The organism is Bradyrhizobium sp. 1 (assembly GCF_023073315.1).
In the GTDB taxonomy this organism is placed as follows: domain Bacteria; phylum Pseudomonadota; class Alphaproteobacteria; order Rhizobiales; family Xanthobacteraceae; genus Bradyrhizobium.
On record NZ_JADPJH010000038.1, the window covers coordinates 161,076 to 176,254 of the forward strand.

Genomic DNA, 15,179 nt, shown 5'->3' on the forward strand with positions numbered 1-15,179 from the left:
CGCGGCTTGAATGCCGCGTCGTCGTCCACTCTACGCAGGCCGGAAGCCCGCTCGCTCCAGTGCCGTACGCGCCTCGTCCGAGCCGAGCGCATCGAGAAAGGCCTGCACCGCCGGTCGCTGCTTGCGCGCCATCACCAGCGCGAAGTCATAATGCTCTTCCGCGAACGCAATGAAACCGAGGCCGGCCGCATGGGCGACCGGCGCGATAGTCATGCCCCAATCGGCGCGGTGCTGCGCGACGGCCGCCGCAACCGCGTTGTGCGAGCGCGGCTGGTTCCAATAGCCCTCCGGCCGCGCGCCGCCGAGCAGACGGTCGATCAGGATGCGCGTGCCGGCGCCCTGGTTGCGGTTGACCATGATGCAGGCGGGATCAGCGAGCGCAGCGGCAACGGCTTCCGTCGCACCGAGACCCTCGAAACGCTTGTCGCCTTTACGGAAGACGATGCCCTGCATCCGCCGCCAGCCCGGAACGAGTTCGAGCCCCTCGACCAGATAAGGCGTGTTGTAGGTCTCGCTCTTGTCGTCGAACAGATGGATCGGCGCGAGATCGCATTCGCCGCGCTTCGCCGCCGCAAGTCCGCCGAGGCTGCCGACCGCGATCGAGCGCACGGTCAAGCCGGCATGCGCGAGCTGCGCGGTGACGAGATCGAGGCCCGTGCAATGACTGCCGACAATGACGAGATCGGGCACCCGCACATGCGGCGTGAACAGCGTCACCTCGGCGTCGGTGCCCGCAGGCATCTGGTCGGCGAGCGCGTCGATGCGCAAAAAGCCGTCAGCCTGCGCGAAGGACGTGATCGCGCCGGAGCCTTTGCCGGTGGGATAGGCAATCAAGCCGTTTTTGCCCTCGACCAGCGAGACCATGACGAATTCGGTCCGGCCGAGCTCGGAAGCGATGCGCACCGGCACCGTCGCGCTGACCTTGGCGTCGGAGCGCGGCGGCAGACCGGCCATTTTGCGCAGCACCGGCACGATCATGTCGTGGAAGGTGAACATGGCCGAGGTCGGAAAGCCCGGCAAGATCACCACCGGCTTGCCGTCGCACACTGCGAGGCACAGCGGCTTGCCGGGCTTGAGCGCAACGCCATGCGCGATGATGCCGGGCGCGCCGAGCCGGCCGATGATGCGATGGGACAGGTCGCCCGCGCCTTTCGAGGTGCCGCCCGAGAGCACCAGCATGTCAGCGTCCGCCAGCGCGCGACGCATGGCGGATTCGAGCTTGGCTTCGTCATCAGGAATGGCGCCGAGGAAGACGGCCTCGCCACCGTTCTCGTCGATCGCGGCCGCGACGATCGCGCCGTTGGTGTCGTAGATCTCAGCAGGCGCGAGCACCTCGCCGGGCTGCACCAGCTCGTCGCCGGTGGAGATCACGGCAACCCGCGGTTTTCGCGCCACGACCACTCCCGCTATGCCGCAAGCCGCGAGCATGCCGATTTCGCGCGAGCCGATGATGGTGCCGGCGCGCAGCAGCGCCTCGCCGCGCGCGATGTCGGATCCCGCATAGGACACGAACTGGCCCGGCGAGACGGCACGGCGGACGTCGATCGTAACAGGACCGGCCGGCTGGGTGTGCTCGACCATGACCACGGCGTCGGCGCCGCGCGGCAGCGGGCCCCCGGTGGCGATCGGCGTTGCGGTGCCTGCCGCCACTTGCAACGTTGGCACGGTGCCGCAATGAATGGTCTCATTGTTCAGCGCAAGGCGGACAGGTGCGCCTTCGCCGGCATGAGCGAGATCCGCCGAGCGCACGGCAAAGCCGTCGACATTGGAACGGTCGAACGGTGGAACGTCGATCGGTGCCGTGACGTCCTCGGCCAGCGCGGCGCCGAGCGCGTCGGCAAGCTTAAGCGTTTCGCTCGGGATCGCCCGCGGGAACAGCGCCGCCTCGAAGCGCGCGATCGCGTCCTCGCGCGAGAGGATATTGAGGAATTGCTCCTGTTCGAGCGCGCTGCGATCTTGCGATTGCGGGATCATCGTCATGGCGGAACCATTACCATTCCCGCATCAGATAAGCATCGGCCAGCGTCCCCGCTGCAAATCCCTCATGGCTGGCGGGAATGAGCAACCATGCATCCGCACGGGCAATGGCCTGCAGCGGCCATTCGCCCACTGCAAGCGGCATCCAGGCATGATGTTCCTCGGCCAGCAGCGCGATTTCGGCGATGCCGACGCTGGACGCGATTTTTCGCGCGAGAGGTAAGGTCACTTGCCGGCGCGGCCGCCGTGCCGACAAACGATCGACGAGTGGAAGCACCAGCGCGAGCCAGATTGCGAGCGCGTGATCCGGCGAGCCGGGCAGACCAACAACGGGAACTTTTCCAAGCCGCCCGACCGCAGCGGTGCGGCCCGGTTGAAGCGCAATGCCATGGGCGATCATCTCGCCGCGCCGAGCCAGCGCAGTGACGGCGGCATCATGGCGACCAACGCCGCTGCCACCGACGATCAGGAGCATGTCGCAAGAGGAAGCATCGAGCGCATCGGCAATCGATGCTTCGTCGCGCGCGGCGGCTTGATGCGTCTTCACATCCAGTCCGGCCGCTCGCGCGATCCCGACGATCATATGCGCCGTCGTCGTCGTATCAGGCACATTGACGATGCGCAGCCGCGGCCGTCGCACGCTCAACCTGTCCACCGCTGCGACGCCCGCGAGCAACAGATCGACTAGGCCGACCGGATGCCCCTCTGCGCCGGCCGTCGTGTCAGAGGCGATGTCGCTCCCGGCGCGCCTGATCCCCTGCCCCGGAACGCCCTCGGCCAGCACCTGGGCAAGTGGCCCAGACATCTCGACGGCGTCAGCATCGAGCACGCAATCGCATCCCTGCGGCATCGCATCGCCGGCCTCAACCCAGACAGGTGCCATCGCCAGAGCCAGCGGCGAATAGGCGGACGCTCCGACGAGATCGTTGGCGCGCAGCGCCCATCCGTCTATGGCGGCAATATCGTGCGGTGGCCAGGCCGCAAACAGCGGGCCGCCCGCCGCGATACAGCCCGCCGCTTCAATCAACGGCAACTCGACCGGCGTGATGGGATCAACGCCTCGCAGCAATGCGGCGAGCGCGGTGTCGAGCGGCGTCAGCGATGGCGGCAGGCGCTGGGTCATGCGCCAAGATGGACCATGCATCGCCCGGTTTGGCAACCGCGCCGGAAGCGGAGATCAGCCTCCGGACTTCTCCGCGTTGGGGAAATACAGCTGCTGCCCGTCGACCTTGTAGCCGGCGATCGCAGCCTGCCCGTCCGGCGAGACCAGCCAATCGACGAAGCTTTGCGCGAGCTCTTTCTTCACATTCGGAAATTTTTCCGGGCTCATCAGCATCACGCCGTACTGGTTGAGCAGCCGCTTGTCGCCTTCGACGAGGATGTCGAGGTCGCCACGCTCCCGGAAGGAAATCCAGCTGCCGCGATCGGACAACACATAGGCGTTCGCCGCGCGCGCAGTGTTGAGGGCAGCACCCATGCCCTGCCCGGCCTCGCGATACCAGGCGCCCTTGGCTGCGGCAATGTCGATGCCGGCGACGATCCACAGCGCGAGCTCAGCGGCGTGGGTTCCGGAGCGATCGCCGCGCGTCACGAACGGCGCGCCCTTGGACTCGATCGCCTTCAGCGCGGTGGCGATGTCCTTGCCCTTCACACCGGCGGGATCGCTCTTCGGCCCGATCAGCACGTAGTCGCTGTACATCACGTCGAAGCGCTTCACGGCAAAGCCGTCCGCAACGAACTTCTCCTCCTGCGGCCGCGCATGCATCAGCACGACATCGGCTTCGCCGGTCCGCGCCCCGTTGAGAACCTCGTCGGCGCGCCGCGCGATCACCTTGACGTCGATGCCGGTTTTGTCACGGAAGACCGGCAGGAGATAATCGAGCAGGCCGGACTCCTGCGTCGATGTGGTCGAGGCCAGCACAATAGTTCGGTCCTCCGCAGATGACGCCACCGCGCCCAAGGCAAGACCGCAGCCAAGACCGCAGAGAAGTGCGCATGCAACGGACAGGCGGCCCATGATCAAGTTCCCATTGGCTGTGACGCGATCATGATGATGGTCGATTACGCCGCACTCGTGACGCGTTTGCCCGTTGCGCCCTCCATTCGGGACATTTCGGCAATCCACCGAGCGGCACGCTGATTGCAATCATGCGCGGGCGGTAAGCCCCGTGCGGGCAAGGCTCGCACCACGCGAGCACTCCAAGATCGTTCACCAAAGCAGAAATCGCGCGCGAGGACATGTTGCAAAGCAGCGAGATGATCGGGCATGGTCCCGGCCGACATAAGTTGCAATGCAGAATTCCACCTGCGTCGAACGTCAAAAAGAAGCAAGAATTTGCATAGGAATGCAGGATGGAATTCCTGACGACCAGCGAAGCCGCCGACTATCTTCGGCTCGGCGAACGCAAACTGTACGAACTCGTCACCACCGGCGCGATTCCCTGCACCAAGGTGACCGGAAAATGGCTCTTCCCGCGGCACGAGCTTGATCTCTGGGTGCTGTCGGGAATGGCACGTCCGGCCGGCATGCTGATCGCGGAGCCGCCCCCGGTTGTGGGCGGCAGCCAGGACGAGCTCCTGGACTGGAGCCTGCGCGAATCCGGCTCGGGGCTGGGATCGATGAGCGAAGGCAGCGCGCGCGGGCTCGAGCGATTGCAGCGCGACGAGGTGATGGCGGTCGCGGTGCACTTCCACAGCCTCGATGCCGAGGGCAATCTGGCCGCCGACGCCAGCGCGACGGCGCTGCGTGACGCCCCGGACCTGCATGATGCGCTGCTGGTGGCGTTCGTGCGCCGCGAGCAGGGTCTCGTGCTGCCGCAAGGCAATCCGAAGCGGCTGCGCGGCCTCGCCGACGTGCTTGCGCTCAGCGCCAGGATGGCGATGCGGCAGCAGGGCACGGGCGCGCAGATGCTGCTCGACGTGCTGCTGACGCGTGCGGGCGCCACGACGCGCGATTTGCGGCGGATCGAGACGCCCGCCCTCACCGGACCGGATCTCGCCGAATTGGTCCGCGCGGGACAGGCCGATTGCGGCATCGCGACGCGCGCGGCGGCGCGCTCGGCCGGGCTCGATTTCGTGCCGCTGGTCTGGGAGAATTTTGACCTCGCGATGCGCCAACGCAGCTACTTTCGCCCCGCCATGCAGGCCCTGATCCGGTTCCTCAGCGAACGGCGGCTGCGACAGCGCGCGGAGGAGCTGACCGGCTACGATCCCTCGCCCGCCGGCCAGATCCGCTTCGCTGCCTGAGATTGACGCCCACCCCAAAATAGTTGCAAAAGAAACCAATTCACCCGGGCCATACCCGGGACAAGCAACTTTCGGCCAACGCGCCGGCTCAGGGGAGGACAAGCGTGAATCCAACGAGATTTGGACTGCCGGTCGCGGCTGCCTTGGCGGCCGCTTTGCTGCCGGGCGCAGCGTCAGCACAGGTGTCCGACGACATCGTCAAGATCGGCGTGCTCACCGACATGAACGGGCCGGCCTCCGCGCCGACCGGCCAGGGTTCGGTGACGGCGGCGCAGATGGCGATCGATGATTTCGGCGGCACCGTGCTCGGCAAGCCGATCAGCATCGTGATCGGCGACCATCAGTTGAAGGCAGACGTCGGCGGTGCGATCGCGCGGCGCTGGTACGATGTGGATCAGGTCGATCTGATCGTCGACGTGCCGGTCTCCGCGGTCGGGCTCGCGGTGCAGAACATGGCCAACGAGAAGAAGCGGCTGTTCATCACCCATTCCACGGGCACCGCGGATTTCCACGGCAAGTTCTGTTCGCCTTACGCGATGCAATGGGTGTTCGACACCCGCGCGCTCGCGGTCGGCACTGCGGACGCGGTCGTCAAGCGCGGCGGCGACAGCTGGTTCTTCATCACCGACGATTACGCCTTCGGCCACTCCCTCGAACGCGACGCCTCCAGCGTCATCACCGCCAATGGCGGCAAGGTGCTGGGCTCAGTGAAGCCGCCGCTGGCAACGCCTGACCTCTCCTCCTTCGTGCTGCAGGCGCAGGCCTCCAAGGCCAAGATCATCGGCATTGCCGCCGGTCCGCCGAACAACATGAACGAGATCAAGACGGGCTCGGAGTTCGGCGTGTTCAAGGGCGGCCAGCAGATGGCGGCGCTGCTGGCCCTGATCACCGACATCCACGGCCTCGGCCTGCAGGCAGCCCAGGGCCTGTTGCTGACGACGTCGTTCTATTGGGACATGGACGACAAGACCCGCGAATGGTCGAAGCGCTATTTCGCAAAAATGAACAAGATGCCGTCGATGTGGCAGGCCGGTGTCTACTCCAGCGTGATCCACTATCTCAACGCCATCAAGGAATCCGGCACCGACGATCCGCTCAAGGTGGCCGCCAAGATGCGCGAAAAGCCGGTCGAGGATTTCTTCGCCCGCAACGGCCGCTTACGCGATGACAATCTGATGGTGCACGACCTCTGGCTGGTGCAGGTGAAGACGCCGGAGGAGAGCAAATATCCGTGGGACTATTACAAGATCCTCACGACGATCTCCGGAGAGAAGGCCTTTGGGCCGCCGGACCCGGCGTGCGCGATGGTGAAGAAGTGAGATTGGCGAATGGTGAGTAGGGAGTGGGCCACTCGCCCTTCGCTACCTCACCACCCCGATCTCGCGAAAATACTTCATCACGCCCGGATGGATCAGCTCGGGCTTCGGCGCTGCCGCGACGGTGTTCGCTGCCGTGGTCTCGCAGGCTTGCGCGAGCTGCTTGCAGAAAATCGCCTCGGCGCCGTGCAGCGTCCTGGCGAGGCGATAGGCGACATCGTCGGGCAGGTCCTCGCGTGTCAGCACAAAACTCCAGGACCCTAGCGAGGCGATCGGCTCAGCCTGCTTCGGGTAGGAACCGGCCGGCACCGTGAGCGGCTTCAGGAACGCATGCTTGGCGCGAATGCGCGTGATCTCTTCCACGCTGGGCGCGATGAAGCGCGCGCCTGGAGCGCTGGATGCGACCGCGGCAAAGCCGGGCCAGCCGATGCCGGCGCCCCAGAGTGCTGCGGCACGACCGTCCTCGACCATCGCGGGGCCATCGCCGGCGCGGTCGAGATAGATCGCTTTGAAATCCTCGTCCTGCTTCAGGCCGAGGCCATCGAGCACATAGCGCGCCAGGATCGGCAGGCCCGAGCCTTTGGCGCCGAACGCGACGGGCTGTCCGACCAGATCGCGAATGGTCTTGTAGGGACTGTCCGCGCGCACCACGAACATGCCGGGGTTGGAATAGATCGCGGTGAGAATCTTCAGCCGCACCGGCGCGCGGCCGATGCCGGCAAAGGCTTCATAGGCCGGCTCGCCCGCGACCAAAGCGAGATCGAGCTCGCCCTTCTCCAGCAGCGGAATGTTCTCGTTGCTACCCTTGGTGTTGCGCGGAACGATGGTGGCGTGCGGATCGGCCGCGTTCATCACTTCCGCGAAGGCGTTGCCATAGAGCGGAAAGCCGCCGCCGGGCGTCGCGGTGCCAAGGCTGAGTGTCGTGGTCGGAATGGCGTTGCCTCCGGTTTGAGCGGCAGCGGGGCCTGCAAGCAGAGCCGCGCCGAGAAAAATGGTGACTGCGAATCTCATGATTGGTCCCGGCGGGCCTGCGTCAACACCGACTTGCGGCGATGTAGGCAGCGGCCCGTTTTTGTGAAAGCATGCGTCCCAACGACAATAGAACAATGGGAGACGTCATGTTGCGAATTTTGCGTAACAGTGTTTTTGGGCTGGTTTTGCTTTCAGGTCTTTTCAGCGCCTCCCCTCCCGCCTCCGCCGCATACCCCGACCGCCCGGTGCACTGGATGATCGGCTTCGCCGCCGGCGGGCCGGTCGACATCGTGGCGCGGATCATGGCGCAGGCGCTCTCGGAGAGCCTCGGCCAGCAATTCATCGTCGAGAACCGCGCCGGCTCAGGCGGCAACATCGCGGCGGGTGCTGCGATCAACGCAGCCCCCGACGGCTACACGCTGCTGTTCGTCGCGCCCAACAACGCGATCTCGACCTCGCTCTACAAGAAGCTGCCGTTCGACTTTTTGCGCGACACCGTGCCGGTGGCGAGCATCATGCAGCTCACCAACATGCTGGTCGTCTCCAACGCGATGCCGGTGAAGACGGTTCAGGAGTTCATCGACTATTGCAAGGCCAATCCCGGCAAGATCTCGTTCGCCTCGTCCGGCAACGGCACCTCGGTGCACATGTCGGCCGAGCTGTTCAAGGTGATGACCAAATGCGACATGGTGCACGTGCCCTATCGCGGCTCGGCCATCGCCTTCCCCGACATCATCTCCAACAAGGTGCAGCTGATCTTCGACAATCTGCCGTCCGCGCTCGAGCAGTCGAAAGGCGGCACGGTCCGCGCGCTCGGCGTGACCTCGCCGCAGCGCTGGCCGAGCGTGCCCGACGTGCCCGCCATCGCCGAGACGGTGCCGGGCTTCGAGTCGGTCGGCTTCTACGGCATCTCCGCGCCGAAGGGCACGCCGCCCGAAGTGGTCGAGATCCTCAACAAGGCCGTCGGCGACGCGCTGAAGGATCCGAAGGTGGTGGCAAGGCTCGCGGAGACCGGCGGCATCCCCAAGCCGATGACATCAGCCGAGTTCGGCAAGCTGGTCGTGGACGAGACGGAGAAGTGGAAGAAGGTGGTGGAGTTCGCGGGGGTCTCGGTGGACTAGGCGGGCCGAGCTTCGAGCTTGAGGCTCGCCAGCAGCAAGGCATTGGAGGGAGGTCGGCAGACCCCCTCTCATCAAAAATGCCAAAACAACCCCATGCACAGTAGAAGAGGCGAGCAATTCCAATGGGTTACGAAGACGAAAAATGGGATCACCGAGAAACGGCTTGACCCGTCGGGCAAAACAGGCGTATGAGTGCATCATCGCAAATTTCGGTTAATCGAAAATTACAAGCAGTGGTGCATCGGCGTTCCCCTACGCCCGAGCCAGCATTGCACCCCCGCCTCCATCCCTGTAAACGAACCGCGCACCGTTGCCGGCCGCGCGTTCCCGCGGGCCGTCCCGCGGCGGGGCCTGTAGCTCAATGGTTAGAGCCGGCCGCTCATAACGGTCTGGTTGCAGGTTCGAGTCCTGCCGGGCCCACCACGCTTCGCCCTTCGGGCTACGCGTGGCGCAGCCATGCGGAGAGCGAGGGGCGAAGCGTGGTGTCCGGCGAAGCTGGAGCGCAGCGAAAGCGAAGACGGACGGAGCGCCGTCGTCGCTGTGGCGTCGGACTTCGTAGCACCGGCAGCAGCATCGCCTATCAATCGGTGGCAATATGGCTCAAAAACTACCCTTGCGGGAAATGATAAAGTCATGCAAATCTGAGAGCGTCTGATTGCAGCCGCGAGCCTCGTGATCACAGCAAATTCGTCGTCGAACCGGCGGTCAAGGCCGCGACTCCGGCCCGGCGATACCTGTCTTGACGATATTGTCCTATCGATACCTGTCTTGTTGAGCCTGGCCTGCTGATAATTGTCCTCCGATGCGCGTCCAGTGCTTTCGCATCGCTCCAGGAATAACGTCGGGATCGAGACGCGAAGCTTCGTCGCTGCACCATGATCCGGCGCTGCGATCGCGGTCCGCGTAGCCTGCGTGACCTGCCTGATGGCGCGCTGTGCTCCGGGCGCTCTCAATTCGAGGATGCGTAGGAATTGCCGTTGTGTAGGAATTGCCATGGCTTTTGGTATCGACGATGCAAGCCCTGCCTTCGCGGTCGCCGTCATCGACGGCCCGTATGACCAAGCGGCGTTGTCGAACGTGCTGGCGCGCGCGCCGCTGCGCCTCGCCGGCGGCAGCTGCGATACGAGTCCGAAGGGGGCGTGCGATCACGGCACTTTCATCATGGGGGTGCTCGGCGCGCGGCCGGATGCACCGGTCCCGGGCCTCTGCCCGAGCGGCCGGCTGCTGCATCTGCCGCTGTTCGCGGATACGAACGCAGCCTTCGCCGGAGTCACCGGCCTCGCGGCAGCGATCGCTCAGGCCGCCGATGCCGGCGCGCGGCTGATCAATCTCAGCTTGGCCATCATGGACGAAGGTGCCGCGATCAATCGCCGGCTCGCCGCCGCGCTGGATTTCGCCCACACGCGCGGCTGCATACTGGTGGCGGCGGCCGGCAACCAGGGTCGTCCTACGAGCGGACAACTACTGACGCATCCGGCCGTGATCCCGGTCGTTGCCGTCGACGCATTGCAGCGCCTGCTGCCGGACTCCAATTTCGGCCCGGCGCTCGCACGCCGCGGCGTCGCCGCGCTCGGGCAGATGCCGGGCTACGCACCCGGCGGCGGCCTGACCACGATGTCGGGAACGAGCGTCGCGACGGCGGTTGCCACCGGCATGCTGGCGCAGCTGTGGTCGGCGCGCCGGAATCTCGATGCCGCCACGCTGCGATCGGCGCTCGCCCGGCTCGGCCCGCGCGACGGGGCGGTGCCGCCGATCCTGAACCGAGCGATCGTCGCGGCAGCACTCGATCGCGCGACGCCCGCAACCATCCCCGCCGCGCGCGGCGCCGAAACAGCACCAACCGCCCCGAAATCAAGTCATGTCAGCCTGCAGGGAGCGACATCAATGGAGTACGGCAATGGACGACCATTTCCAGTGGAGGCAAGTGGCATGATCGCGCCACCCGCCGCGCCGGCGGTGACGCCCGCGGGCTGCAGCTGCGGTGGCGGCCAGGCCGACGACGAATCTGCACTCAGCGGTTTCGTCTACGCGATCGGCACCGTCGATGCCGTCTATCCCAATCTCGCGATCGAACGCGAGATGCTGGCTCTGTCCAAAGCTCTCCGCATACCGTTCCCGGCCCGTCGGGCTCCGAACATCGCGCCGACCGAGGATCGGCTATGGCAGCATGCCGTGCTGTCGGCGGACCGCAAGCTGACCCGCTATCTGGCCCGGCAATTGCGCTGGCGCCTCACCATCGAAGAATTGCCGGTGTTCGTGCTGCAGCCGAACGACGCCGGCTTCTACGACGACTTGATCGATGCGCTGAACCGACCGCTCCATGAAGCGCCACCGGCTCCAACACCACCTCCTCCCGCCCGCGGCAGGCAACGGGCCGGGAGGAAGGCAAGGGAGACGGCAAGCGAGATCGCGCGGGATATCGAGGCGACCAGGAGCCCCCTCGGGCCCGTCGAGGATCTGGACGTCGTGGTCGGCGCGCTGGGGCCGCGCACCGCCGACGGCACCGTGGTGGCCATTGACCAGCTGTTCCAGACAACTCCGGCGCTGCTGGCCCCTGCCTCGCTGATCGGCCTGCCGCAACTCGCAGACAATCATGGCCTGACTGATGGGGAGCGGGCGTGCAACTTCCTGGCCGCGCGGTGCAGGCTGGGGCTTCCAGTCAAATCCGGTTATAACCTTTCCGGCGCGCGCGTGATGCCGTCGCGGCTCGGCGCGGGCTTCGGCCGCATCGTGAGAGTGATCTTCACCTACAGCAACGCCAGCGGGGCGATCGAAGAGCACTTCGTGCGCGTCGACGTCACCCACGAGTTTCCGATGATCGTCAGTGAACTGCAGCCCTATCTGGAAAGAGGAGAGAGAACATGAGCACGATGCCCGCCATCGACAACGACATGATCAACCTGTTCCGGCGCATGGGAAAGCGGCGCGGGACTTATCGGGCGGTGGCTGCCGGAACGCAACGCGTGACATTGCAGCGCAGCAAACAGTGCCATTTCGTCGGTCAGCGTTGCTTCGGAAGTCACGGTGAACTTGCGATATGTGACCAGAATTTGGACTGCATCATTGACCCCTTCCCCGGAGGCGATCCTCACCGGCTGTAGCCTGATGACCATGCCGGCGGACGGATAGCCCTGGCCTCATTGCCAGCGCAATCCGGACGGTGGAGAGCGGTCCTGCCTGCAGAGATGGAGATCATTCCTGAGCCGTGCGATGAGATCATACTGTGATTGTCCGTGGATGCATCATGATCTCGCGCTGATATCGCCACGAGCCGCCGGCTGCTGCCTTTGACTTGGCGCAGCCTCGCTACTGCGGCGCCGGTATCAACTGTATCTCACGACTTTTGAGTTGATCGATCGCAAACAAAGCAAGCTGGGCGGCGCGGCTCGTGGCCGTGGCCGTGATGCGGTTCAAGACCAAGGTTTGACCTACGCCTGTCTTGCCCAATGTGACGCGCGGGCCTGGCAGCCCCGCACCGGAATAGACAAATCCAGACAGCGACGCCACCGCCGCGCCGCCGGCGGGCTCCATGGCAAGGCCGATCGTGACATCATGGGTATCCTTGCGGCCCAGCGACCCGGTCCCCGTGGCACCGGTCGGTCGGAATCCGCTCTTGAATGGTGCGAATGTTACGCTCGGCGTCGCCGAGATACTGACATCGGTGATGAAGGTCAATTTGTCGGCGAACGGCGGAGATTTGCCAGACGCGTCGGCTGCGTTTTTGCCGGGCGACATGTTTTCGAATATGCTCAGCTGAAGGAACGTGTAGAGTGTGTTGTAGATGCCGATCTGGCCGGCGACCGGATACACGTAGTTCGGACCGGTGATACGCCCGTCACAATAGCGTTGACCGAACTTGTCCGTATTCAGTCTCGTCAGCAGGAACGAGAACTCGTCGGTGATGGTGAAGGCTCGCTGGTTTTGGCGCGATCTATCAGCGTTGCCACCCAATCCCAGCGTGAATGGATTCGCCCAAGGCCCCAGAAGGGTTGCGCCCGCGCTGAGCTTATCGGCTTCATACATGGTCAGATCGAAGGAATAGGCGATCGCGGTGGAATAGATGGCCGTGAATAAATTCCGTATCTGCTTGTTTTCCAGTCCGGGAAACGCGGCGTTGGGGTCGAAACCGTCCATCGCCTCCGGGTTTTCCTGGAATTGCGCCAACAGGCTTTGCGCCGTCAGATTTCTTCCCGGCCCGGCAAGCCGTTCGAGCCGTTCACGAATGACCCTCCGCGCCGCATCACGCGTTTCGCAGCGGATCTGCTTGACGATGTCGGCGGTATCAAGCCCCGTGACGTCTTCAGGGACGGGATGAATGGCACAACCACCGATCAAAGATGCGGTCACCAGGGCCGCTGCACATCGCATGTACATTGCGCACTCCCCACAGCCTTAAATTGTAACAATCGATAACATACGCGTGAGCGTTTTGACTGTCTCCCGTTAGCAACATATCTCGAGATTCAATATCATCTAGCGTTCACCCCAGAGACGATTTCGGCTCGGGACCTGACGTCGATCCATCTAAAGGTTTAGCTGGGACGGCTGGGCAAAGACGCTCGGCGCAGCCGCGTGGAGAACGAAGGGCGGAGCGTGGTGCCCGGTGTAGCTGGAGCGCGGCGGAAGCGAAGACGGACGAATTGCCGCGAAGCGAGCGAAGGCTGCCGCGCCGAAGCCCGCAGGGCGAAGGCGGGCTGTACATGACCGGATTTTCCGGTGGACTGGCCAATCTCGTTCGAGAGATGATCAAGATCACGATACGCCCTATGGCGATGCGCGATGTCCGCGCGCGTATCCGGCAGCGGATGCGTGACGCTGTTCCTGCCTCTCTCGCTCCCGCCTCTCTCGCTCCTGCCTCTCTCATTTCGGGACTGAACATGCGCAAGCATCTCGCGATTTTGGTGATCTCGTGCTGGGCCAGTTTGGCTCACGCACAAAAGGCCGACCTCATTGTCACGAACGCAAAAATCGTGACGCTGGATCCCGCATCGACGATCGCGCAGGCACTCGCGGTCCGCGACGGCAGAATCGTTGCCGTCGACGGCAACGATGCCATCGAAAGTCTGATCGGGCCGGCGACACGCCGCGTCGACGCCGGCGGACGCACCATCATTCCCGGCTTGATCGATTCCCATATTCACGCCGTGCGCGCCGGCCTCACCTACGCAACCGAAGTCAACTGGATCGGCGCAAAGACGATTCCTGAGGCCATGGGACGCTTGCGCCAAGCGGCCAAAGCGCGGCCGGAAGCCTGGATCATCGTGGCCGGCGGCTGGAGCGAATTGCAATTTGCGGAGAAGCGGCGGCCGACGCTCGCCGAGGTGATGTCGGCCGTTCCCGACAATCCGGCTTACATCCAGCTGTTCTATTCGGCGGTGCTGATGACGCCGAAGGCGCAGCAAGCGCTCGGGATATCCGCGGATCAGGTGCCGGCCGGTATCACGTCTGAGCGCGCCGCATCGGGCGACATCACGGGCTGGTTCAACGGCTCCATTGTCAGCATCTCCGCGCTGTTCGATCGCCTGCCGAGGCCGAATTTCGAAGAGAATGTCGCAGGCACAAGGCAGTTCTTCACGGAGCTCAATCGCCTCGGCATTACCGGGATCGTGGATCCCGGCGGCTTCAGCATCTATCCCGGCCACTACGCCGCCTTGCAAAAGCTCTGGCGCGAGAAATCACTTTCGGTGCGGGTCGCCTACAGCCTGTTCGCGCAGAATGTCGGCGCGGAATTCGAGGAGTACAAGACCCTCACGCCGTTCCTGCCGATGGGATTCGGCGACGATATGCTGCGATTCAACGGGATCGGTGAGCGGATCACCGGCGCCATGTACAACAACAACGCGCCCGACGCGGCGGCAAAAGACAAGTTCCTCGAGATCATTCGCTGGGCGGCCAAACAAGGGCTGACGGTCACCATCCACTGGCAGGAAGACAAATCCGTCCATCACCTCCTCGACCTCTATGACGAGGTCAACAAGGAGACGCCGCTCGCGCCGTTGCGCTGGTCCATCGCCCATCTCGACAACACCTCGCCCCAAACGCTGGCGCGCATGAAAGCCCTTGGTGTCGGCTGGACCATGCAGGACGCGATGTATCTCGGAGGCGACCGTATCGTGGCGCAGGCCGGCGAAGCCGCGCGCCAGATGCCGCCCATCGTCACGGCGTTGCGCGCAGGCGTCCATGTCGGGGCCGGCACGGATGCGCATCGGGTCGCATCCTACAATCCGTTCGTGGCGCTGCAATGGATGCTCGACGGCAAGACCGTCGGCGGGCTCTCGACGCGCGGCCCGGGCGAAACACCTAGCCGCGAAGACGCCTTGCGCCTCTACACCGTGGGAAGCGCCTGGTTCTGCTTCGACGAGACGCGGCGCGGCACGTTAGAGACCGGCAAGCTCGCCGACTTCGCGATTCTCGACCGGGATTTCATGTCCGTCCCCGTCGAGCAGATCGGCGCCACGGCGTCTCTGCTGACGGTGGTGGGCGGCAAGGCTGTGTATGCGGCGGATGTTTTCGCGGGCGCGAAATAGGAGCTGGAGGGACGCCGCGC

Annotated in this window: 11 protein-coding genes and 1 tRNA gene; 7 read left to right on the forward strand and 5 right to left on the reverse strand. The window is 64.6% G+C overall.

Annotated elements, in window-relative coordinates:
• Positions 1–30: 30 nt before the first annotated feature.
• From IVB29_RS36660 to IVB29_RS36670, 3 genes are read right to left on the reverse strand one after another with little or no spacing between them, the layout of a single operon-like run.
• Positions 31–1,980, reverse strand: coding sequence for a molybdopterin biosynthesis protein (locus tag IVB29_RS36660; protein ID WP_247508297.1), 1,950 nt, complete (start codon positions 1,978–1,980; stop codon positions 31–33).
• A 10-nt stretch (positions 1,981–1,990) separates the two neighbouring features.
• The gene (locus IVB29_RS36665; protein WP_247508298.1) at positions 1,991–3,100 is read right to left on the reverse strand and encodes a molybdopterin-binding protein; all 1,110 of its coding nucleotides are present in this window, start codon (positions 3,098–3,100) and stop codon (positions 1,991–1,993) included.
• Positions 3,101–3,154: 54 nt separating this feature from the next.
• The gene (locus IVB29_RS36670; RefSeq protein WP_247508299.1) at positions 3,155–3,994 is read right to left on the reverse strand and encodes a substrate-binding domain-containing protein; all 840 of its coding nucleotides are present in this window, start codon (positions 3,992–3,994) and stop codon (positions 3,155–3,157) included.
• A 335-nt stretch (positions 3,995–4,329) separates the two neighbouring features.
• On the opposite strand from IVB29_RS36670, the gene IVB29_RS36675 reads away from it, so the two are divergent.
• Positions 4,330–5,223: a helix-turn-helix transcriptional regulator gene (locus IVB29_RS36675; RefSeq protein WP_247508300.1), complete on the forward strand. Its 894-nt coding sequence runs from the start codon at positions 4,330–4,332 to the stop codon at positions 5,221–5,223.
• Between the two features lie 104 nt (positions 5,224–5,327).
• Positions 5,328–6,542: an ABC transporter substrate-binding protein gene (locus tag IVB29_RS36680; RefSeq protein WP_247508301.1), complete on the forward strand. Its 1,215-nt coding sequence runs from the start codon at positions 5,328–5,330 to the stop codon at positions 6,540–6,542.
• Between the two features lie 42 nt (positions 6,543–6,584).
• Here IVB29_RS36680 and IVB29_RS36685 read toward each other — a convergent pair whose 3' ends face one another.
• Positions 6,585–7,550, reverse strand: a complete 966-nt coding sequence (locus IVB29_RS36685) for a TAXI family TRAP transporter solute-binding subunit (RefSeq protein WP_247508302.1) — start codon at positions 7,548–7,550, stop codon at positions 6,585–6,587.
• A 107-nt stretch (positions 7,551–7,657) separates the two neighbouring features.
• Here IVB29_RS36685 and IVB29_RS36690 point away from each other — a divergent pair, with 107 nt between their 5' ends.
• The 4 genes from IVB29_RS36690 (at position 7,658) to IVB29_RS36705 (ending at position 11,733) form a co-directional block, all read left to right on the forward strand.
• Positions 7,658–8,632, forward strand: a complete 975-nt coding sequence (locus IVB29_RS36690; protein ID WP_247508303.1) for a tripartite tricarboxylate transporter substrate binding protein — start codon at positions 7,658–7,660, stop codon at positions 8,630–8,632.
• Positions 8,633–8,979: 347 nt separating this feature from the next.
• A tRNA-Ile gene (locus tag IVB29_RS36695) sits at positions 8,980–9,055 on the forward strand.
• A gap of 570 nt (positions 9,056–9,625) precedes the next feature.
• Positions 9,626–11,497 (forward strand): S8 family serine peptidase, encoded by a 1,872-nt coding sequence (locus IVB29_RS36700; protein WP_247508304.1) that lies wholly within the window; start codon positions 9,626–9,628, stop codon positions 11,495–11,497.
• On the forward strand, positions 11,494–11,733 hold the full coding sequence (locus IVB29_RS36705) for a hypothetical protein (protein WP_247508305.1): 240 nt from the start codon (positions 11,494–11,496) through the stop codon (positions 11,731–11,733). The genes IVB29_RS36700 and IVB29_RS36705 overlap by 4 nt, the downstream gene beginning before the upstream one ends.
• Before the next feature lie 205 nt (positions 11,734–11,938).
• On the opposite strand, the gene IVB29_RS36710 is transcribed toward IVB29_RS36705, so the two are convergent.
• On the reverse strand, positions 11,939–13,006 hold the full coding sequence (locus IVB29_RS36710; RefSeq protein ID WP_247508306.1) for a hypothetical protein: 1,068 nt from the start codon (positions 13,004–13,006) through the stop codon (positions 11,939–11,941).
• Positions 13,007–13,509: 503 nt separating this feature from the next.
• On the opposite strand from IVB29_RS36710, the gene IVB29_RS36715 reads away from it, so the two are divergent.
• Positions 13,510–15,159, forward strand: a complete 1,650-nt coding sequence (locus IVB29_RS36715) for an amidohydrolase (protein ID WP_247508307.1) — start codon at positions 13,510–13,512, stop codon at positions 15,157–15,159.
• Positions 15,160–15,179: the final 20 nt, after the last annotated feature.